Origin of the sequence: Ruegeria lacuscaerulensis, from assembly GCF_013033355.1 — a bacterium.
Classification (GTDB): Bacteria; Pseudomonadota; Alphaproteobacteria; order Rhodobacterales; family Rhodobacteraceae; genus Ruegeria; species Ruegeria lacuscaerulensis_A.
This window is the reverse complement of the sequence record NZ_WQDY01000013.1, coordinates 16947-36507: the sequence shown is the minus strand read 5'-3', so window position 1 is coordinate 36507 and position 19561 is coordinate 16947. Positions and strand designations below refer to the sequence as shown.

Here is a 19561-nt window from a genome sequence, read left to right as displayed (position 1 = left end):
AAGCATGGCCCAGTTCCTCAACACGAAAGAAACTCTGGTGACAGAGGCCATAGATGGTCTTCTTGCGTCATCCGGGGGACAACTTACCCGGCTGGACGGTTACCCGCACATCAAAGTCGTCTACAGGTCCGATTGGGACAAGTCGAAAGTCGCTTTGGTTTCCGGCGGAGGGTCTGGGCACGAGCCAGCCCACGCGGGTTTTGTTGGCGCGGGTATGCTGACAGCAGCAGTATGTGGAGAAGTTTTTGCATCCCCATCAGTAGAGGCGGTTTTGGCTGGCATTCTCGCCGTTACGGGGGAGGCTGGGTGCTTGCTTATCGTCAAGAATTACACAGGTGATCGGTTGAACTTTGGTCTGGCGGCTGAGCGCGCCCGCGCATTGGGCCGCAAAGTAGAGATGGTTGTTGTCGACGATGACATCGCCCTGCCCGACCTTCCGCAACCGCGTGGCGTGGCAGGAACGCTGTTCGTGCACAAGATCGCTGGTGCGCTTGCTGAAGATGGTGCTGACTTGGACACCGTTACCAATGCCGCAAGAACCACTATAGCGAAGGTCGTCAGCATAGGTATGAGCCTGGACACCTGCACCGTCCCAGGTTCTCCGAAAGAGGACAGGATTGCGCCCGGAAAAGCGGAACTCGGCTTGGGCATCCATGGCGAGCCCGGTGTACAGCAGGTGGAATTCTCGAATGCTGTATCGGCCATGTCCACAGTGGTGGGGAAGCTGAAACAACGGGTGGGTTCCGGGGATTGTGTGGCGTTGGTCAATAACCTTGGCTCTACAACACCATTAGAAATGGCTGTTCTCACACATGCCTTGTCCGAGACTGATATTGCCAGCCATATAATTGGCCCAGCACCAATGATGACATCGTTGGATATGCACGGATTTTCTGTTTCTATTCTGCCCGTAGATCAACACGAATTGTCAAAACTAGAAGCTCAGGTTGATCTGGTTGCTTGGCCCGGTGTCAAATCCATCACCCCAATAAAAGTAGCGCCTTTGCCTGATGGTTTGGCTCCGATCGATCCAATTCCTTCGAATAATTCTGCGACGAAGGAAACGATCTCTCGTTTGTCTGAACTTCTCATCAACGCTGAGAAGAACCTGAACGAGCTGGACGCCAAATCCGGGGATGGCGACACGGGGAGCACTTTGGCGACTGCAGCAAGGGCGTTGCAAGGTAGCCTTGACCGAATGCCGCTTGCTGACTTGACACAACTGTTTCCAGCGTTGGGCAATGAATTGAGCCAGACGATGGGTGGTTCTTCCGGCGTAATACTTGCAATCTTCTTTAACGCCGCTGGAGATGCCTGTGCGAGCGGCGCTTCGGTACCGAAGTCTTTGGTCGAAGGTCTGAACCGCGTTAGCCAAGTCGGCGGCGCCAAGGTCGGTGACAGGACCATGATTGACGCCTTGGCACCTGCGCTTGCCGCACTCCCATCTGGCCTTACTCACGCGGCAAAGGCAGCTCGCGAAGGTGCAGACAACACGGCCAAAATTCGCCGTGCGAAGGCGGGCCGGGCAGCCTATGTTCCCGAAGAAAACCTAGTTGGACATAACGATCCCGGCGCTGAGGCTGTTGCTTTGTTGTTTGAAGGCTTAGCGCGGGAGATTGAAGGCTGAAGAACACGTGGAAGACCAAAAACAAAAACTAGAATTGGTTAAAAAGCCAACTGTCAATGACATCGCGCGTGTTGCGGGTGTCAGTCTGGCGACTGTTGACCGGGTCTTGAACAGACGCCCCGGCGTGCGGGCCGTAACCGTACAGAAAGTACAAAAGGCAATTGATGAGCTGGGCTATGTGCGCGACACGGCTGCGGCCAACCTTGCGCGAAACCGAGTTTACAACTTCCTCTTTGTGTTACCGGACACGGATAACGAGTTTGTAGAGGCGATTAGCAGTCAGATCGCAGAGCAATCTCGTGACCAATTCATCGAGCGGACACGTACTTCGATAAAGAAGGTAGCTCCGTTTGAGCCGCAGGATATCGTCAACATTCTGGATACTGTCGAAAGCTTGGACGTTGATGGAGTTGCCGTTTTCGGTCCTGAAACACCTTCTGTCCGCGACGCCGTAAAGAGGGTCAGAGATAAGGGTGTTCCAGTCGTCGCCTTGGTGTCTGACTTGCCGAGTTCTGAGCGGGACCACTTTGTGGGGATCGATAACGTGTCTGCAGGACGCACAGCCGCCCAGTTGATGGGGCGATTTGTAGATCGCAAAGGCAAAGTACTGGTCCTGACAGGCTCTCGTTTGGCACGCGATCACCTAGAAAGGCGTCAGGGTTTTGATATTGTTGTGGCAGAGGATTTCCCTCATCTCGAAGTCGTGGCATCTGTCGAGGGCCGGGATGACCCAGATCTAATCTACACTTTGCTGCCCGAAATTTTTGAAACCTACCCGGATCTGGTCGGAATTTATTCGTCAGCTGCGGGCAATGCAGGTCTGATTCAATTTCTTTCCGAGAACAAGCTCAGCGAAGATCTGGTGATCATTGCTCATGAGCTCACACCGCTTAGTCGGGAAGCGCTTAGGCTGGGTACATTTGACGCTCTAATCTCGCAAGACACCGGCCACATCGTTCGTTCTGCCGTACGTCTGCTGCGCGCAACTTCGGACAAGGTTCCATTCAACAAAGCGCAGGAACGCATCCGTATCGACATCTATCTGAAGGAAAATTTACCGCCATAGAGGCATAGGTTTTGGGGAGGAATTATTATGAAGACGATCAAAGGTCCAGCTTTGTTTCTTGCGCAATTTGCGGGGGACGAAGCACCGTTCAATTCGTGGGACGCGATCACCAAATGGGCGGCGGATTGTGGATACAAAGGCGTTCAAGTGCCCAGTTGGGACGGCCGGCTATTCGACCTTGAACAGGCCGCGTCCAGCACCGGTTATTGCGATGACTTCAAAGGCAAAGCCCAAGAAAATGGCGTCGAAGTTACCGAACTTTCAACGCACCTTCAGGGCCAGTTAGTCGCCGTTCACCCAGCCTATGACAGTGCGTTTGATGGCTTTGCAGCCGAAAGCGTTCGGGGGAACCCGAAAGCCCGCCAAGAATGGGCCGTAGATCAGGTTAAAAAGGCACTGTCAGCATCAAAAAACTTGGGCATTTCGGCACATGCAACATTCTCAGGCGCATTGGCATGGCCCTATGTCTATCCTTGGCCTCAGCGACCCGCAGGCTTGATTGAAACGGCGTTTGATGAACTCGCTCGTCGTTGGGTACCGATCCTTGATCACGCCGAAGAATGCGGCGTTGATGTCTGCTACGAAATTCACCCCGGAGAGGATCTCCACGACGGCGTGACCTACGAAATGTTTCTTGAGAGGACGGGCAATCACCCTCGCGCGTGCATGTTATACGACCCGTCGCATTACGTTCTTCAGTGCCTCGACTACCTGGACAACATCGACATCTACAAGGACCGAATACGCATGTTCCATGTTAAGGATGCCGAGTTTAATCCAACCGGTCGTCAGGGCGTTTATTCCGGGTATCAAAGCTGGGTAGATCGGGCCGGACGGTTTCGGTCGCTTGGTGATGGCCAAGTGGATTTCGGTGCAGTCTTCTCAAAGATGGCCGCGAATGACTTTGATGGCTGGGCTGTGGTCGAATGGGAGTGCTGTCTCAAACACCCCGAGGATGGTGCGCGCGAAGGCGCTCGGTTTGTGTCAGATCACATTATCCGTGTGACCGGGAAAGCTTTTGATGACTTCGCGGATGGTGGTGCCGACGAACCCGCAAATCGTGCAATGCTGGGGATCAAGTGATGGTCACAGGACGCAGCGAAGAAACGTCAGGACGCATTCGACTTGGCATGGTTGGCGGCGGAAACGACGCTTTCATCGGCGGCGTTCATCGCATAGCCGCGCGACTGGACGACAAGTTCGAGCTGGTTGCCGGAGCTTTGTCTTCGACACCACAGAAATCTCTTGAAAGTGGTGAGGCATTAGGCCTCGAACGAGTTTATGAAGACTTCAAGCAGATGGCGATAAGAGAAGCCCGGCTGAAATCTGGGATCGAGGCGGTGTCAATCGTTACGCCAAATCACGTCCATTATGCAGCCGCACGTGAGTTCCTGAAACGCGGTATTCATGTCATTTGTGACAAGCCACTCACCTCGACCCTTTCTGATGCAAAAAAGCTGGTCAAAGCGGCAGAAAGCGCGAACGCTCTATTCATTTTGACCCACAATTACACGGGCTATCCGATGGTTCGGCAGGCGCGGGAAATGGTTGCCAACGGCGATATTGGCAAGATCCGCGTGGTTCAGGTTGAATACCCGCAGGACTGGCTGACCGAACAGCAGGACTTCAAACAGGCGGAATGGCGAACCGATCCCGAACGCTCGGGCGCAGGTGGATCAACCGGTGACATCGGAACCCATGCTTACAACCTTGCCTGCTTTGTGACCGGGCTGACAGTGGAAAGCTTGGCGGCGGACTTGCAGGCCTTTGTGCCGGGGCGCAAAGTCGATGACAACGCGCATGTCTTGCTTCGTTTCGAAGGCGGAGCGCGTGGTATGCTGTGGTCTTCTCAGGTGGCACCCGGCAATGAAAACGCACTTCGTTTGCGCGTCTATGGCGAAAAAGGGGGATTGGAGTGGTCTCAGGAAGATCCCAATTACCTTTGGTTCACGCCATACAACGAGCCCAAGCGCCTGATCACCCGAAATGGAGCTGGAGCTGGTGACGCTGCCAATCGGTTGAGCAGAGTTCCTCCGGGCCATCCCGAGGGATATCTAGAAGGTTTCGCTAATATCTATGGAGAAGCTGCTGAGGCAATCCTAGCTTTCCGAAACGGGATTTCACCTGACGCTTCGATTGTTTATCCAACGGTTCACGACGGGCTCAATGGTGTTAAGTTTGTAGCCGCTTGCGTGCAAAGCTCTTCAAGGAATGCGGCTTGGGTCAAGTTGGAATAAATCCCGGTGCATCGTTCAGATTACACACCACTGCAAGATCTTCGAAACCGGGGATGAAAGCTGGCGATTCAAAAACAGCGAAAAACGTTAATAACAAACCCCGCAGGCCCGCCACAACTGCGTTAAATGGAGGTTGCGCGGCGCCGGGCCGGTTCATCACTAAGGGGGTCAAAATTGGATGACGACTGACACAGCCTTGATTTTGTAAGCGTTGCATGTAGCCCCGGACCAGGGTCCTTCGACGACAGAACCGTCGCAGTAAATTGGCCTCACGAACATGATACAGCACCCAAAACGATGGCTGGTTTCTTCAGCAAGTCTTTAGAGATTTGATCGCAGCGAAGTGAACTGATCAGCTTGTCCGTTGTTTGTAATAGGTGTCTTTGTGCACAATTAGCCCATCGCGATAGGTCAGGATGTCGACGCTGAAGAACTCTTCTTTCGAACCATCCTTGTGCGTCGCGGTGCGCCGGTATTCACAGTAGGCTTTGTTGCCCGAGATCGCGCAGTCCAGCGTTTCCCAGTGCACGTTTTCGACTTTTTCGAACAGCGCAGAAAATGCACCCCGGATCGTTTCGGCGCCTTCCAGACGCACGCCATGCTCGTCCGGACCGACGGCGTGATCAAATGTGGCGTCGTCTGCGAAATGCTTCATAACGGCATCGATGTCATTGGCATTAAACGCGTCGCCGACGGCGTCGACGAGGTCTCGGGTCAAAGCGGTCATGATTGCGGTCCTTTTCCTTGAAGCATATCGCAAGTGTGCGTGAAGAACGGGCTTGCCGGGTCGACAAGCACGTTCAATTCGTCAAAGTGATCGACGTCCGGGACGATGTAGAGGCCGACCTCGCGGTCTGCGGTCCCATATTTTTCGACATACATCCGAGCTTGCCGGTGAAATTCGTCGGTTTCCGCGCCACCGACAACGACCAGCTGCGGTGCATTCGTGATTGGCGGGTGGTTGGTCATCGGGCTTTCCGCTTCGGCCTCTTTCGGCGTCATCCGGATACCGGCATTCAGCGCTTCAGTCAGGCGCACCGGTTCCAGATAGCTGAGCGGGGACACCGGGATGCCGGATTTGATCAGGTCTGCAGGAAGATCGTTGCCAAGCGAGGGCCAATCGGTCGCCATCATCATCTGCGTAATATGGCCGCCAGCCGAATGACCCATCACGGTGATACGGTCTGGATTAAGACCCAAATCACGTGCATTGCGCCAAATAAAAGCCATCGCTTCGCGGATTTCTTCGGAAATACGCGTGATGGTTACCGATGGGCACAGGTCATAGCCGACGATTACAACATTGCACCCTGCCGCGACAAAGGGCGGAGCGATGAAGCTGTAAATCGACTTGTCGCCGCGTTGCCAATAGCCGCCATGGACATACACCAGTGTTGGGGCATCCACATCCGGACAGCGGAAAACATCGAGCTTTTGTTTCTCACCTTCGCCATAGCGGATATCGAGGCTGCAATCGGATGTGGCGCGCGCGGCCTCGCTGTCGCGGCTCCATGCGGGAATGACAGTCTCTTCATAGTCAGGCCGCCCTGCCCGCAGATTGTATTGCGCGTCGAACTCATCAGGACTGAAGCGGGTGTGATAGGTCAGATGATCTTTCATGGCGAAGCCTCGGGTTGGGGTGCTGAGAAAAATGCACCACGGCAATAGACAAGTGGGGGGATGGGCACGTGGGTGTAGTTAACGACTCGACCCAGAAGGATTTCATGATCGTCGGCATCGACCCTGCTGTGAACCGTGCATTCCAATTGTGCCGACGCTCCGGGGATCAGCGGGGTCGCGGTTCCGGCGGTCCATTCGGTATCGGTAAACCGGTTTTCGACATCACTGGCGAAGTGCATCGCCAGGTCTTTCTGATCGGCCGACAGGATATTGACGGCGAAATGATCGCATTGCGACAGCGCCGGAAAGACACGGCCGGACTTTGCGACGCAAACCGAGATAACCGGCGGCTGCAATGAGACCGAGGTAAAGGAATTGGCGGTCAGGCCCCATGGCGCACCGTCCGCGTCATAGGTGGCGATGATGGTCACCCCCGTCGGAAAGGCACCAAGGGCGCGGCGATAGTCGCGGACGTCCATCATAGCACCCCTTCGCTGGCACAGGCTTTTTCCAGCGCAGCCCATTCATCGGGGTTGGTCCCGAAGTGGCGCATGACGTGATCGCGGTACGCGGGGCGGGCCGCGAGTCGCTGGTACCAGGCCTCGACATTTGGCAAGGGCGGGCGGTCGACCTCGACGTTGAAGTAACGATAGGCCACACAGCCCAAGGGAATATCGGCCATCGTAAAGCTGTCCCCGCAGACATAGGCACGATCCGCAAGGTGTTGATCCAGAAGGGTCAGGGCTTCATGCGCCTCATCACGCAGCTTGGCGATCTTTTCCGGGTCGCGCTGGTCGGGTTGCGTACGTACCGTTGCGAAGAACAGGTAGATCACCGGCCCAAAGGCACGACTGGCAGACCACTCCATCCACTGATCCGCAGTCGCACGGGTTTGAACGTCCGAAGGGCTCAGCGTTCCCGCACCGTAGCGGTCACAGAGATAACGTACGATGGCGAGGCTTTCCCACAATGCAAAGTCGCCATCGCGGATCGCCGGGATCATCCTGTTAGGATTGATCTGCGCGTACACTTCGGTGTCGAGCTTGCCAAAGCTGCCGCCGGCCAGTTGCAGCGTATAGTCCAACCCCAGCTCATTCGCTGTCCAGATCACCGGAATCACATTCGATGAATAGGGACGCCCCCATATTTCAAGCATGTTCCAGCATCCTTTTTTGCGCGATGGATTGCGTGCCGAACTTGGGAACCACGTGCTCGAACAGGCGATGCCAGCTGGCGAGGATCTTTTTGTAAGCCACACCGGTATATTGCTGCATCAGCATGAGGTGATCGAGGCCGATGGTTTCCTGCCGCTCGGCAAAGCGATCCGCGACGTATTCGGCATCGCCCACCACAATGATCCCGCGCTTGTTGAGGAAATCAAACCAGTCCATATCCTCATCTTCCGGCGTCATCTGTTCACCGACATCCAGATAGCCATGCTTGGTCCATTCCCCTTTGGGACGCGACCCGCCGAGGAATTCATAATAGGCATTGATCGGGCCGCGGATCGTGTTCACCGCCTCTTCCATGCTTTCACCGACATAAAACGCCGTGCAAACACCAACGCCCTCGCCCAGCTTTACTTCACGCCCTTCGCGTTGCGACAGAGCCTGACGATAAGGCTCCCAACAGGCCAGCGTTGCCTTGGGACCCGCCGCCATCGAGATCACGCCCCAGCCACGTTCGCCTGCCAGTTTGAATGTGGGCGGAGCGTTCGACATCAGCCAAACCGGCGGATGCGGGTTGGAATAGGGGCGCGGATGCACATACATCGCTTTGTATTCGCCGTCTTCGTCGTGGTAGCGCGGGTCGAGAGGATCAAAGAACCGGTTGGTCTCTTTCCATCCGGGAACCGGGAACTGATAGAACTCACCGTGATGGGTGAACGCCTCGTTGGTCCAGGCTTTCAGGATAATCTCAAGGCTTTCCTGATACAGTCGCATCACCTTAGCATTGTCGCGCCGGTCCGCGTCCTTATTGAATTGAAGGGTCGAGCGTTCGTTGATGCCCTTGGCAACGCCAAAATCAACCCTGCCTTGGGTCATATTATCCAACATTGCAGCATCTTCGGCGACACGCAGGGGGTGCCAATCGGGCAAGATGATGGGGGCCGTCCCAACCCGCAGTTTCTTGCAGTGCGCGGCCACATGCGTACCCATCTGGATCGGGTTGGGCGGCGCATTCATATAGCCATTGTGAGCAAAGTGATGCTCGGTAAACCATGCGGTCGTGAAACCAGCCTGCTCGGCTAAGGAACACTGTTCGAGGATCATTTCCAGCGTGCGCGCCCATGGAATCGTCTCGCCGGGGCTAAAATTGGCAATCAAATCAAAGCGCATAGCTTCCTCCCATGCAGTCCAAGCGTGGTTGATTTTTTTCCTATATTTCAACTAAGTTGATTTTGTATCGATAAGTCAACTGAAATCATTTATCCTGAACACATGAAAAATGACGTGTCCCAGACTGACGCCCAACGGCTTGGCAGTGAAATTCGCGAAGTACGTAAAGCGCGTGGACTGACCCTGCAGCACCTGTCCGAAGCGGTGTCATGTTCCAAAGCCTATCTCAGCAGGATTGAACTTGGCGCGGCCAAGGTATCAGAGGACCTGCTTGCAGAAATCAGCGATGCGCTGGCTGTTGACCCGGGTTGGTTCTTTCCCACACAGTCGGGAGAAGGTCCGCTGGAACGCAAGCACGTCGTGCGACGCGAAAACCGCAGGGCGCTGTCTGCGATGTATACGCGGTCAACAGATGAACTGGGCTTTGAGGACGAACTACTTTCCAGCACGTTGTCCGGCCAGTGTTACCTGATACTGTCGCGATTCCGTCCCGGCGCAGGACAACCGCCCGAGCCGCTGGAGGGGTATTCCTTTGAAGGTGAGCAACACGCCATCGTCTTAAGCGGTGAAGTTGAACTGCGTCTCGGGGACGAGACCATTTCTTTGCGTGAAGGAGATAGCTTCTCCTACCCGTCCATGATCTCGCACCGCTTTCGCAACAAGACAGAAAAAGAAGCGACAATGGTCTGGGCGATGTCACCTATACGCATCACCTGGTGACGTTTGGCCTTGTCAAAGGCTATCCAAGAAAAGCTATGCGTATGTAGCGGTCGCAAACGTTTTGGCCGCCGTTCGTCCCACCTGCTTGCATTCGACGGTGACCAAGGATTTAAGTTCGGAAATTGCTGCCGTCCGCTCTGTCAATTCGAGCATCAGCGAGCTGCGTATTTAAGATTTTCTTGTTTGTTAAGACAGCAATGATCCCGCTGCGGGACAAAAAGTGGCGTAGATTTTATTGAAAGTGCTGACAACTATTCGGTCAGACGGACGGCCTTGTAAAGCTGCCGAAACCGCGTCAATCTTTCGAACAACGGCGCCAAATCTGCGGGCTCGAACCTGTCGGTTGATGGCGGTTGAACTGCAAGATCAGTTCTCTCCAAAGCGCCTAAACCCAAGGCTGCCAGCCTTGCCGCACCATAAGCCGGACCGGAATCTGCCCCAGCTGACCGCACAATTGGCTTTCCGGTCACCGTCGCGATCAGCCTCAACAACAGATCTGATTTGCTGCCTCCTCCTATCGCCGCGAGCTCCGGCAAATCTTCGATTGTGCCGCCGAAACTCTGCGCCGCATCGGCAAAGCAGAAAGCAATCGCCTCTACCACGGAACGGCAGATGTCTGCGCGTGTTGTGGAATCCTCCAGTCCAAAGAAACAGGCTCGGATATGCGGGTCGCCATGAGGGCTGCGCTCACCCGTCAGATAAGGTAGAAAGACTGGAACTCGATCCCTGCTGGCCGTTTCGGCAAGCGCGACAACCTCGGCCGCGGACAGTTCCAACTGGCTGCCTATCCATGAAATCGGCCGTGCACCATTCAACATTGCTGCCATTTGATACCATCGGTCGGGCAGTGTGTGCGCAAAAGCATGTACATAGCGTTCGGGGTTTGGCTTGTAGCTTCGATCTGCCACAAACAGCTGACCAGAAGTCCCCAGGGATATAAATCCGCGACCCGGTTCGGTGGCGCCCAAAGACACAGCGCCTGTTGCTGCGTCTCCGCCTCCGGCAACAACTGGAGTTCCAGGTTTCAAGCCGGTCTCAGTCGCGGCTTGCGCTGTCACAGTCCCAACGACACTGTGCCCATCGAACACCTGCGGCAGCCAATCCAATGCTACATCTGTGGCTTCGGCGATACCTGCGTGCCAGCCGCGCGTCGCCTGATCGAGCCACATTGTCCCAGCAGCATCGGACGTATCAGTTCCCAATTCGCCATGCAGCCGTAAACCGATGTAGTCCTTGGGCAGCAGGATGTGAGCCAGTTGGGCATAGTGCTTTGGCTCATGCTGTTTTAGCCATGTAATCTTGGGCGCGGTGAAGCCCGGCAAAGGGAGGACCCCAGCGATTTGACCAATCTCCGGCAAGGTCGTTCGCAGTTCATCGCACTCTCGCGCTGCCCGGCTGTCATTCCACAAGATGGCCGGGCGGATTGGGCGCAGGTCACGGTTCAGCAATATGGCCCCGTGCATCTGACCTGACAACCCGATTGCCTTCACCTCTGACAGTTTGGTTTGCTTAGAAAGCTGGCCTAAGGCGTCGCGTGTCGCCTGCCACCAAAGATCTGGGTGCTGCTCTGACCAACCGGGCTTAGGAGAAGAGGTCTTTATACTCACCGAAGACGTTTCAAGAATTCGACTGGAATCCACGCAGACAAGCTTGACCGCTGACGTGCCGATATCGATCCCGAGATACATTCAAACCCCTTACCTGCACAAAAGTCCGGAACTTGTCTTGCTATTGATCTTTTTAGCGCGCGCAAAGAATATGTAAAAATAGGATAAGATCAAGGCGGCTGAGATCCGCAGGCAGACTGGCATGACCAAGATAAAGAATATGGAAGAATTCGCAGCCCTCAGCGGGATCTCGCGTCCCACTGTGTCTAAATACTTCCACGATCCAGACAGTGTTCGTCCATCGACGAGGGCTCGCATCGAAGAGGCGCTGGAGCGGTTCGACTACCGTCCGAACATCTATGCTGTGAACCAGAACCGTAAACTGACCAAGAATATTGGCATCGTCGTGCCCTATTTGGCCGATCCATTCTTTGCCGAAATTGCGCGGTATCTTGAGCAAAGCTGTATCGCAGCGGGGTATCGCCCGTTTCTGTTCAGCTCTCACGGTGAACAAAAGTTGGAAAACGAAATCCTGGACGGTTTGCAATCTTTGAAACCAGCAGGCGTGTTGTTTGCGCCCTTGGGACGTATCTCAGACAAATCTGCAATTGAGAAATTCTGCGCTAGCGTGCCGACAGTTCTGTTTGACAGCAACCTCGACGGTTTGGGCGCAGCGTTTATCGGGTCCGATAATTTCAGCTTTGTGTCTCAGACCGTGGAATACATGACCCGTACTGGCGAGCCGCCTTCGTTCTTCGAAATGCGGACACCTGCAAACCCCAATGCAAACAAACGGCGAAAAGCTTATATCGAGGTGATGGAACGTCTGGGTTTTGAGCCGCATGTGATCAAAATCGAAGGTACTGGTTGGGCCTTTGAAGAGATTGGGCGGCTCGGCACGCTCAAGGTGCTGGATGAACGCAAGTTGCGCACGGATTCAGTTCTGTGCAGCAATGACCGATTGGCCATCGGCTTTCTGGCAGCGTGCTTTGAACAGGGGATTCGCGTCGGGCGAAAAGACGATTGCGCTTTGCGTGTGGCTTCAAATGACGACCATCCCTTTGCAAAATTTACCTGCCCGTCACTGACTACCGCGGCGCACGATTATGATAATGTGGCGGCACGAAGCGTCGAAACTCTTTTCGAACTCATTGAAAACGGAGGGAAATTAGAAAATCGGACGGAGACCCTTTTCCCGGCTCGATTGGTTTTAAGAGAATCCGCATAACACTACAAAATTAACGCGCGTAAAGTTTTTATTGACTGCGCGACAATTTGCGATCTAACCTCTCTGCACGACATCCAAGCTCAGGGAGGACAGGGATGTATCTGAAGCACGCACTTCGTGCGGCGACTGCAATGACTTTCGTCGCAACGGCAGCGGCCCATGCGCAATCCATCACTATCGCGACTGTAAACAACGGCGATATGATCCGGATGCAGGGCTACACAGACAAATTTACCGAAGCGACTGGAATTGACGTCGAGTGGGTAACGCTGGAAGAGAACGTCTTGCGCCAGCGCGTCACCACCGACATCACCACCAACGGCGGTCAGTTCGACATCATGACAATCGGCATGTACGAAACCCCGATCTGGGGTGCGAACGGCTGGTTGGTTCCGCTGGATGGTCTGTCCGAGGACTATGACGTTGGCGATATCCTGCCCGCAATGTCAGGCGGCCTGAGCCATGAAGGGACGCTCTACGCGGCGCCGTTCTATGGCGAAAGCTCGATGATCATGTATCGCACCGACCTGATGGAAAAAGCAGGCATGGAAATGCCCGAAGCGCCAAGCTGGCAATTCATCAAAGAGGCCGCGGCGGCCATGACCGACCGTGACGCTGACATCAACGGTATCTGCCTGCGCGGCAAAGCCGGTTGGGGCGAAGGTGGCGCGTTCATCACAGCCATGTCCAACTCGTTTGGCGCGCGCTGGTTTGACGAAGACTGGAAGCCCCAGTTCGACCAGCCAGAATGGGCCGACACGCTGAATTTCTACGTTGAAATGATGTCGGAATCTGGTCCCGCAGGCTATGCCACAAACGGGTTCAACGAGAACTTGTCCCTGTTCCAGCAGGGCAAATGTGGCATGTGGATCGACGCAACCGTTGCGGCGTCATTTGTGACCAACCCCACAGACTCGACCGTAGCGGATAGCGTTGGTTTTGCACTGGCACCTGACACCGGATTGGGCAAGCGCTCCAACTGGCTTTGGGCTTGGGCATTGGCCATTCCGGCCGGCACACAGCAGGAAGACGCAGCCAAACAGTTCATCGAATGGGCAACGTCCAAAGACTACATTGAGCTGGTTGCCGAAAACGAAGGTTGGGCAAATGTTCCGCCGGGTGCGCGCACCTCTTTGTATGAGAACCCGGAATACCAGAAGGTTCCCTTTGCCAAGATGACGCTGGACTCGATCCTGTCCGCTGATCCGAACAACCCGACGGTCAAGCCGGTTCCATATGTTGGTATCCAGTTCGCTGCGATCCCGGAATTCGCAGGCATCGCGACCCAGGTCAGCCAAGAGTTCTCGGCGGTCTATGCCGGGCAGCAAACGGTCGAGGAAGCACTGGCCAAGGCACAGGCGTTTACCGCAGAAGAAATGGAAGCCGCAGGGTACTGAGGTCTTCTCCCCGCGGGCGGGCAGTAATCTGCCCCCCGCCTTACCCTTCCACAATTCGCGTTTTTCTCGCAGGCTGAGTTACGCCTGAACAGAGAGGGTTTGCGTTATGGCTACTCAACATTCCCGATCCGTTGCTCGCCTGATGATGGCACCTGCAGTGGTCCTGCTACTTGGCTGGATGCTCGTGCCGCTGACGATGACGCTATATTTTTCCTTCAAGAAGTACCTGCCTCTGCGGGGCGGTGATCTGGGCTGGGTCGGTTTAGACAACTATGTTCGATTTGTTTCATCCAGTTCATTCTGGCCGGCAGTTCAAGCAACACTTGTGATTGTCGGAGGGGTCCTTGTCATCACTGTTGTTCTGGGCATCCTTCTCGCGATGCTTTTGGATCAACCGATGTGGGGTCAAGGTGTTGTCCGCATTCTTGTAATCGCTCCATTCTTCGTCATGCCCACCGTGTCCGCTTTGGTCTGGAAGAACATGTTCATGGACCCGGTCAACGGCCTGCTGGCGCATCTGTGGCGCTTTTTCGGGGCCGAGCCAGTCTCATGGCTGTCCGAAGCATCCATGACCTCGATCATCATGATCGTCTCGTGGCAGTGGCTGCCCTTTGCGACGCTGATCTTACTGACCGCTATCCAATCTCTGGACAGCGAACAGCTGGAAGCGGCCGAAATGGATGGCGCACCGGTTCTGAAGCGCTTCTACCACATCATTCTGCCGCATCTGAGCCGCGCGATCACCATCGTAATCCTGATCCAGACAATCTTCCTTTTGTCGATCTTCGCCGAGATCTTCGTGACCACCGGCGGCGCATTCGGTACCCGTACACTCACCTACCTGATCTTCCAGCGTGTGTTGGAGAGCCAGAATGTTGGTCTCGGATCAGCCGGAGGTGTCTACGCAATCATCTTAGCCAACATCGTTGCCATCTTCCTGATGCGCATCGTCGGCAAGAACCTGGACGCGTGAGGAGGTAAGACCATGGCCCGCACCGTCACAACCCGCCGCAAATCGTTCAATACCGCCTTGGCCTGGGCCGTTGGTCTGCTGATCTTTTTCCCGATCCTCTGGACCATCCTGACCAGCTTTAAGACCGAGGCGCAGGCGATCGCCAGCCCACCGCTGTTTTTGAACTTCAACTGGACGTTGGAAAACTACGCCATCGTGCAGGAACGCTCGGACTATATGCGGTTCTTGTGGAATTCGGTCATTATCGCCGGAGGCTCGACTGTTCTGGGTGTCATCATCGCGGTACCCGCCGCATGGGCAATGGCCTTTGTGCCGTCCAAGCGCACCAAGGACATTCTGCTGTGGATGCTGTCCACCAAGATGTTGCCTGCAGTTGGTGTTCTTTATCCGATCTACCTGCTGTTCATTCGGTTGGGCCTGCTGGATACGCGCGGAGGGCTGGTGGTTGTCCTGATGCTGATCAACCTGCCGATCATTGTCTGGATGCTTTACACCTATTTCCGTGAAATCCCCGGCGAAATTCTGGAAGCCGCGCGGATGGACGGGGCGACGTTAAAAGAGGAAATCCTCTATGTGCTGACCCCCATGGCCATCCCCGGCATCGCCTCGACCGTTTTGCTGAACTTCATCCTGGCCTGGAACGAGGCATTCTGGACCCTCAACCTTACTGCCGTCGACGCGGCCCCGCTGACGGCCTTCATCGCCAGCTATTCCAGCCCCGAAGGCCTGTTCTTTGCCAAGCTTAGCGCAGCTTCGACAATGGCAATCGCTCCAATCCTGATCCTTGGCTGGTTCAGCCAGAAACAACTTGTCCGCGGCCTGACCTTCGGCGCTGTGAAATAAGGAACACGACACATGGGACGTATTCAACTCAAGTCCGTGACCAAAAGCTTCGGCGATGTGCAGGTCATTCCGCCGCTGGACCTGACCATCGAAGATGGCGAGTTCACCGTCTTCGTCGGCCCCTCAGGCTGCGGTAAATCCACCCTTTTGCGTCTGATCGCTGGATTGGAGGATATCACCTCGGGCTCTATCGACATTGACGGCGCGGACGCCACCGATGTCCCGCCCGCGAAACGAGGGCTGGCGATGGTGTTCCAGTCCTATGCTCTGTATCCCCATATGACCGTGCGCAAGAACATCGCCTTTCCCCTTCGTATGGCGAAACTGGATCAGGCCGAGATCGACAAGCGCGTCGAAGGCGCCGCCAGCGTCCTGAACCTGACCGACTATCTGGACCGCCGTCCAGGACAACTATCGGGCGGCCAACGCCAGAGGGTTGCGATCGGGCGCGCGATCGTGCGCGAACCGGCGGCATTTCTGTTCGACGAACCTTTGTCGAACCTCGACGCGGCGCTGCGGGTCGGCATGCGGCTGGAGATTAGCGAATTACACGAACGCCTCGCCACCACCATGATCTACGTGACCCATGATCAGGTCGAAGCCATGACGATGGCCGACAAGATCGTCGTCCTTCAGGCCGGAGTAATCGAACAAGTTGGCAGCCCGCTAGAGCTGTATCGGACACCGCGCAACCTGTTTGTTGCGGGTTTCATTGGCTCCCCAAAAATGAACTTCATTGAGGGCGACGAGGCCGCAAAACACGGTGCTCAGACCATCGGAATACGGCCTGAACATATCACAGTCTCAGAAACCGAAGGGGACTGGTCCGGGGTGGTGAGCGTTTCCGAGCATCTGGGTTCGGATACATTTTTCCATGTCCACGAGACCGGGCTGGCTGACACAATCACTGTCCGCGCTGATGGCGAGGTCGGTTTCCGTCACGGCGACCGCATTCACCTGACACCACGCGCCGATGTGATACACCGGTTTGATGCCAAAGGCTTGCGGATCGAATGACACGTCTGGCTAGCAAAACCGCCCTGATTACTGGGGCCGCGCGCGGCATAGGGCTGGCCTTTACGAAAGCCTATGTTGCGGAGGGAGCCCGTGTCGCCGTAGCCGATATCGACATCCAGCGTGCGCAGCAAGCCGCGACTGAGATCGGTACTGCGGCTTTGGCCGTGGAAATGGACGTGACAAACCAGCCGAGTATCGACGACGCCATCGCCTGCACCGCAGCTCAATTCGGCCCGATCGATATTTTGATCAACAACGCAGCGATCTTCACCGCCGCCCCGATTGTTGATATTGAGCGCGCCGACTACCAACGTGTCTTCGACATCAACGTCGCCGGCGCCTTGTTCACCATGCAGGCCGTCGCGCGCCATATGATCGCGCATGGCACCAAGGGCCGTATCATCAACATGGCGTCACAAGCAGGGCGGCGCGGTGAGCCTCTGGTCGCCGTTTATTGCGCCAGCAAGGCGGCGATCATTTCCCTGACTCAATCTGCAGGGCTGAACCTGATCGCACACGGGATAAATGTGAACGCCATATCTCCGGGTGTGGTGGATGGCGAGCACTGGGACGGGGTAGATGCGTTCTTCGCAAAACACGAAGGAAAACCCCCCGGACAGAAGAAATTAGAAGTGGCCGCAGAAGTTCCCTACGGCCGCATGGGACGGGCCGAAGACCTGACCGGGATGGCGGTGTTTCTCGCCTCGGACGAGGCAAAATACATCGTTGCACAAACCTACAATGTCGATGGCGGAAATTGGATGAGCTGATGAGCCCTGTGACACACGCAACCCCACCGATCCAACTGCGGCGAGACAAGCTTGCAGAGCTGCCATCTACCGTTGGAACTCCTAGCTATCAGCATCCGGACTTGACGCCCGGTATCGTTCATATCGGCCTTGGTAATTTCCACCGCGCCCATCAGGCTTGGTACATTCATCAGCTCATGCAGCAAGGCAAGGCCCGCGATTGGGCCATCATCGGAGCAGGAGTACGCAGTTATGACGCTGAAATGCGCCAGAGGCTGCTAGCGCAGGGCTACCTGACCACTCTGATTGAGCTAGACCCTAAAGGCGTATCGGCGGAAGTCATAGGCCCGATGATCGACTATCTGCCGATTGAGGCAGGAAACGCTGCACTGGTCCGCGGGATGGCTGATCCGTCTATCCGCATTGTATCTTTAACTGTGACTGAGGGCGGCTATTTTCTGGATGCCAACACCAGCGCTTTCGACGCGGATCACGATGATATTCTCCACGATGCGGCAAACCCAAATCGCCCCCGCACCGCTTTCGGCGCAATTGTTGCAGCGCTCGGGATACGTCGTGCAAATGGCTTGACCCCCTTCACCGCGCTGAGCTGTGATAACCTGCAAGGCAACGGCACTATCCTTCGAAACTGTATCGTTGGGTTAGCGCGCCTGTCGGACCCTGATCTTGCCGATTGGATCGACCGGAACGGCGCATTTCCCAATTCGATGGTAGACTGCATCGTGCCAGCGACTACAGATCAAGTGATTTCTCAATGCCACGCGCTTGGTGTTGACGACCACGCCCCAGTTTCACATGAGAACTTTCGCCAATGGGTCATCGAAGATGACTTTTGTGCAGGGCGTCCACCTTTTGAACAGGTTGGGGTCACACTGACCGATGATGTTCACGGATACGAGGCATTGAAGCTACGCATATTGAACGGAGGCCACCAACTGCTTGCGAATGTTGGCGAGATACTAAATGTCCCGACGATTTCAGCCTGCATGCAAGACTCCGACATACTTGCGTTTTTTAAAAAGGTTCAAATAGAAGAAATTCTACCCCATGTCGACGCTGTTCCTGGAACGACCCCGCAAGAGTACCTTGGGCTGGTTGAACGTCGATTTGAAAACACGGCAATTCACGACACAACGCGCAGGGTCGCGTTCGACGGATCGGCGCGTCACCCTGGGTTCGTGCTGCCGTCGATACGCGATGCAATTGCTTCAGGCGCTTCCATAAAAGGACTGGCTCTAGCTGAAGCTTTATGGTGCAGGATGTGCGCTGGGATTCGCGAGGATGGCTCAGAAATCGCCGCCAATGATCCTGTTTGGGAAGATCTGAGAAAAACTGCGCTAGCAGCCAAAACTGATCCCGGACTTTGGCTTGCGCAGGATCTGTATTGCGGGGAATTCGGCGATGGCTCACAGTTTACCGTAGCCTTTGACCATTGGTTGGACGGGATTTGGAAAAATGGGAGTAGAGCGGCCCTAGCTGAATATACTTCTCATAGCTCTTCTTCGAACTAGCTTCCCGCAATTCCAATCAAGCAGCAGAGCGAACACTGGTTCTAGCCAAGTAAAACAGCGTCAATTTTCGAGACAGTACCTAACAAACGATGCAGCTACAGTGATTTTCAGCTTCGCGCTCAGCCCTAAGTTTAGACATGTCTGCTTCGGGTCGAGGCCACTCTTCAGCAACCATTGAGCCAACGGCAATCCTAAGATAGGGCATCACCTGTGCGGGGTTGCGACCAGCGGTTTCAACAATTTTCATGCCGCCATCGATGATCACTTTGATCAACGCCGGATAGTCCGGCGCGTTGACGGTTGGCAGGAAGGTGACGTTCACGGCGACTGGTTTATCGGACATGTCCTTGCATTGCGCGATCTCATAGGCGGGGTCGGCGGGCGTCTTTTGCGTCAGCCCCGTGATGGTGCCCAAACCACCTGCATTTAAAACGGCGGTCACCAGTCTCGCAATTCCTGCTCAGTGCGTTCCGGTTTGAATAATTGGATGCTCAATTCCAGACATTTCAGTGATTGCTGTCTTCATATCGTGAGCTCCTGCAACCTCGGTTCTGGCCGTGGGTTTTCAAGCGCAACAAAGACTGACGCATTGTGGAAGCAAGAATA

19 protein-coding genes are annotated in these 19561 nt (G+C 55.3%); 12 read left to right on the top strand and 7 right to left on the bottom strand.

All coding sequences use genetic code 11. The features are described from left to right. Window positions 1-4: 4 nt before the first annotated feature. Genes GOW48_RS19105 through GOW48_RS19090 form a run of 4 tightly spaced genes read left to right on the top strand, consistent with a single transcriptional unit; the run spans window position 5 to window position 4930 of the window. Window positions 5-1627, top strand: coding sequence for a dihydroxyacetone kinase subunit DhaK (locus GOW48_RS19105; protein WP_170356300.1), 1623 nt, complete (start codon window positions 5-7; stop codon window positions 1625-1627). A gap of 7 nt (window positions 1628-1634) precedes the next feature. Further along, window positions 1635-2693, top strand: coding sequence for a LacI family DNA-binding transcriptional regulator (locus GOW48_RS19100; protein WP_170755710.1), 1059 nt, complete (start codon window positions 1635-1637; stop codon window positions 2691-2693). A 27-nt stretch (window positions 2694-2720) separates the two neighbouring features. After that, window positions 2721-3776: a sugar phosphate isomerase/epimerase family protein gene (locus tag GOW48_RS19095; protein ID WP_170755709.1), complete on the top strand. Its 1056-nt coding sequence runs from the start codon at window positions 2721-2723 to the stop codon at window positions 3774-3776. Then, window positions 3776-4930, top strand: coding sequence for a Gfo/Idh/MocA family protein (locus GOW48_RS19090; RefSeq protein ID WP_170755708.1), 1155 nt, complete (start codon window positions 3776-3778; stop codon window positions 4928-4930). The genes GOW48_RS19095 and GOW48_RS19090 overlap by 1 nt, the downstream gene beginning before the upstream one ends. 352 nt (window positions 4931-5282) lie before the next feature. Here the strand turns inward: GOW48_RS19090 and GOW48_RS19080 are convergent, their stop codons facing one another. The 5 genes from GOW48_RS19080 to GOW48_RS19060 are packed head-to-tail and all read right to left on the bottom strand — an operon-like array spanning window position 5283 to window position 8889. Next, window positions 5283-5657 carry a nuclear transport factor 2 family protein gene (locus GOW48_RS19080; RefSeq protein WP_170755706.1) on the bottom strand — a complete coding sequence of 125 codons (375 nt, stop codon included), beginning with the start codon at window positions 5655-5657 and terminating at the stop codon, window positions 5283-5285. Next, window positions 5654-6550 carry an alpha/beta hydrolase gene (locus GOW48_RS19075; protein WP_170755705.1) on the bottom strand — a complete coding sequence of 299 codons (897 nt, stop codon included), beginning with the start codon at window positions 6548-6550 and terminating at the stop codon, window positions 5654-5656. The genes GOW48_RS19080 and GOW48_RS19075 overlap by 4 nt, the downstream gene beginning before the upstream one ends. Beyond that, the gene (locus GOW48_RS19070; protein WP_170756539.1) at window positions 6547-7032 is read right to left on the bottom strand and encodes a flavin reductase family protein; all 486 of its coding nucleotides are present in this window, start codon (window positions 7030-7032) and stop codon (window positions 6547-6549) included. Before GOW48_RS19070 ends, GOW48_RS19075 begins: the two co-directional genes overlap by 4 nt. After that, entirely contained in the window at window positions 7029-7706 is a 678-nt protein-coding gene (locus GOW48_RS19065) for a glutathione S-transferase family protein (protein WP_170755703.1), read from the bottom strand. The genes GOW48_RS19070 and GOW48_RS19065 overlap by 4 nt, the downstream gene beginning before the upstream one ends. After that, complete coding sequence (locus GOW48_RS19060; protein WP_170755702.1) at window positions 7699-8889, bottom strand: LLM class flavin-dependent oxidoreductase; 1191 nt, start codon at window positions 8887-8889, stop codon at window positions 7699-7701. The genes GOW48_RS19065 and GOW48_RS19060 overlap by 8 nt, the downstream gene beginning before the upstream one ends. A 114-nt stretch (window positions 8890-9003) precedes the next feature. Here GOW48_RS19060 and GOW48_RS19055 point away from each other — a divergent pair, with 114 nt between their 5' ends. Further along, a complete protein-coding gene (locus GOW48_RS19055) occupies window positions 9004-9609 on the top strand; it encodes a helix-turn-helix domain-containing protein (RefSeq protein WP_170755789.1) in 606 nt (201 codons plus the stop codon). Between the two features lie 251 nt (window positions 9610-9860). On the opposite strand, the gene xylB is transcribed toward GOW48_RS19055, so the two are convergent. Beyond that, window positions 9861-11297, bottom strand: coding sequence for a xylulokinase (gene xylB, locus GOW48_RS19050; protein WP_170755701.1), 1437 nt, complete (start codon window positions 11295-11297; stop codon window positions 9861-9863). 121 nt (window positions 11298-11418) lie between these two features. Between xylB and GOW48_RS19045 the strand changes: the two genes are divergently transcribed. From GOW48_RS19045 to GOW48_RS19015, 7 genes are all read left to right on the top strand, one after another. Then, on the top strand, window positions 11419-12444 hold the full coding sequence (locus GOW48_RS19045; RefSeq protein ID WP_170755700.1) for a LacI family DNA-binding transcriptional regulator: 1026 nt from the start codon (window positions 11419-11421) through the stop codon (window positions 12442-12444). 95 nt (window positions 12445-12539) lie between these two features. Then, window positions 12540-13841 (top strand): ABC transporter substrate-binding protein, encoded by a 1302-nt coding sequence (locus GOW48_RS19040; RefSeq protein ID WP_170755699.1) that lies wholly within the window; start codon window positions 12540-12542, stop codon window positions 13839-13841. 106 nt (window positions 13842-13947) lie between these two features. Next, window positions 13948-14814, top strand: a complete 867-nt coding sequence (locus tag GOW48_RS19035; RefSeq protein WP_170356288.1) for a carbohydrate ABC transporter permease — start codon at window positions 13948-13950, stop codon at window positions 14812-14814. Between the two features lie 12 nt (window positions 14815-14826). Continuing rightward, entirely contained in the window at window positions 14827-15657 is an 831-nt protein-coding gene (locus tag GOW48_RS19030) for a carbohydrate ABC transporter permease (RefSeq protein ID WP_170755698.1), read from the top strand. A 12-nt stretch (window positions 15658-15669) separates the two neighbouring features. Continuing rightward, window positions 15670-16674, top strand: coding sequence for an ABC transporter ATP-binding protein (locus tag GOW48_RS19025; protein ID WP_170356286.1), 1005 nt, complete (start codon window positions 15670-15672; stop codon window positions 16672-16674). After that, window positions 16671-17444 (top strand): L-iditol 2-dehydrogenase, encoded by a 774-nt coding sequence (locus tag GOW48_RS19020; protein WP_170755697.1) that lies wholly within the window; start codon window positions 16671-16673, stop codon window positions 17442-17444. Before GOW48_RS19025 ends, GOW48_RS19020 begins: the two co-directional genes overlap by 4 nt. After that, window positions 17444-18955, top strand: a complete 1512-nt coding sequence (locus GOW48_RS19015; RefSeq protein WP_170755696.1) for a mannitol dehydrogenase family protein — start codon at window positions 17444-17446, stop codon at window positions 18953-18955. The genes GOW48_RS19020 and GOW48_RS19015 overlap by 1 nt, the downstream gene beginning before the upstream one ends. A 79-nt stretch (window positions 18956-19034) precedes the next feature. Here GOW48_RS19015 and GOW48_RS19010 read toward each other — a convergent pair whose 3' ends face one another. Next, window positions 19035-19397, bottom strand: coding sequence for a nitronate monooxygenase family protein (locus GOW48_RS19010; protein ID WP_214648682.1), 363 nt, complete (start codon window positions 19395-19397; stop codon window positions 19035-19037). Window positions 19398-19561 lie beyond the last annotated feature (164 nt).

What these genes read in the sequence shown, in the direction of transcription:
- GOW48_RS19025 (WP_170356286.1), top strand. Translation starts at nt 15,670, where the DNA reads ATGGGACGTATTCAACTCAAGTCCGTGACCAAAAGCTTCGGCGATGTG.
- GOW48_RS19035 (WP_170356288.1), top strand. Translation starts at nt 13,948, where the DNA reads ATGGCTACTCAACATTCCCGATCCGTTGCTCGCCTGATGATGGCACCT.
- xylB (WP_170755701.1), bottom strand. Translation starts at nt 11,297, where the DNA reads ATGTATCTCGGGATCGATATCGGCACGTCAGCGGTCAAGCTTGTCTGC.
- GOW48_RS19095 (WP_170755709.1), top strand. Translation starts at nt 2,721, where the DNA reads ATGAAGACGATCAAAGGTCCAGCTTTGTTTCTTGCGCAATTTGCGGGG.
- GOW48_RS19080 (WP_170755706.1), bottom strand. Translation starts at nt 5,657, where the DNA reads ATGACCGCTTTGACCCGAGACCTCGTCGACGCCGTCGGCGACGCGTTT.
- GOW48_RS19075 (WP_170755705.1), bottom strand. Translation starts at nt 6,550, where the DNA reads ATGAAAGATCATCTGACCTATCACACCCGCTTCAGTCCTGATGAGTTC.
- GOW48_RS19070 (WP_170756539.1), bottom strand. Translation starts at nt 7,032, where the DNA reads ATGATGGACGTCCGCGACTATCGCCGCGCCCTTGGTGCCTTTCCGACG.
- GOW48_RS19060 (WP_170755702.1), bottom strand. Translation starts at nt 8,889, where the DNA reads ATGCGCTTTGATTTGATTGCCAATTTTAGCCCCGGCGAGACGATTCCA.
- GOW48_RS19020 (WP_170755697.1), top strand. Translation starts at nt 16,671, where the DNA reads ATGACACGTCTGGCTAGCAAAACCGCCCTGATTACTGGGGCCGCGCGC.
- GOW48_RS19090 (WP_170755708.1), top strand. Translation starts at nt 3,776, where the DNA reads ATGGTCACAGGACGCAGCGAAGAAACGTCAGGACGCATTCGACTTGGC.
- GOW48_RS19105 (WP_170356300.1), top strand. Translation starts at nt 5, where the DNA reads ATGGCCCAGTTCCTCAACACGAAAGAAACTCTGGTGACAGAGGCCATA.
- GOW48_RS19015 (WP_170755696.1), top strand. Translation starts at nt 17,444, where the DNA reads ATGAGCCCTGTGACACACGCAACCCCACCGATCCAACTGCGGCGAGAC.
- GOW48_RS19045 (WP_170755700.1), top strand. Translation starts at nt 11,419, where the DNA reads ATGACCAAGATAAAGAATATGGAAGAATTCGCAGCCCTCAGCGGGATC.
- GOW48_RS19040 (WP_170755699.1), top strand. Translation starts at nt 12,540, where the DNA reads ATGTATCTGAAGCACGCACTTCGTGCGGCGACTGCAATGACTTTCGTC.
- GOW48_RS19065 (WP_170755703.1), bottom strand. Translation starts at nt 7,706, where the DNA reads ATGCTTGAAATATGGGGGCGTCCCTATTCATCGAATGTGATTCCGGTG.
- GOW48_RS19030 (WP_170755698.1), top strand. Translation starts at nt 14,827, where the DNA reads ATGGCCCGCACCGTCACAACCCGCCGCAAATCGTTCAATACCGCCTTG.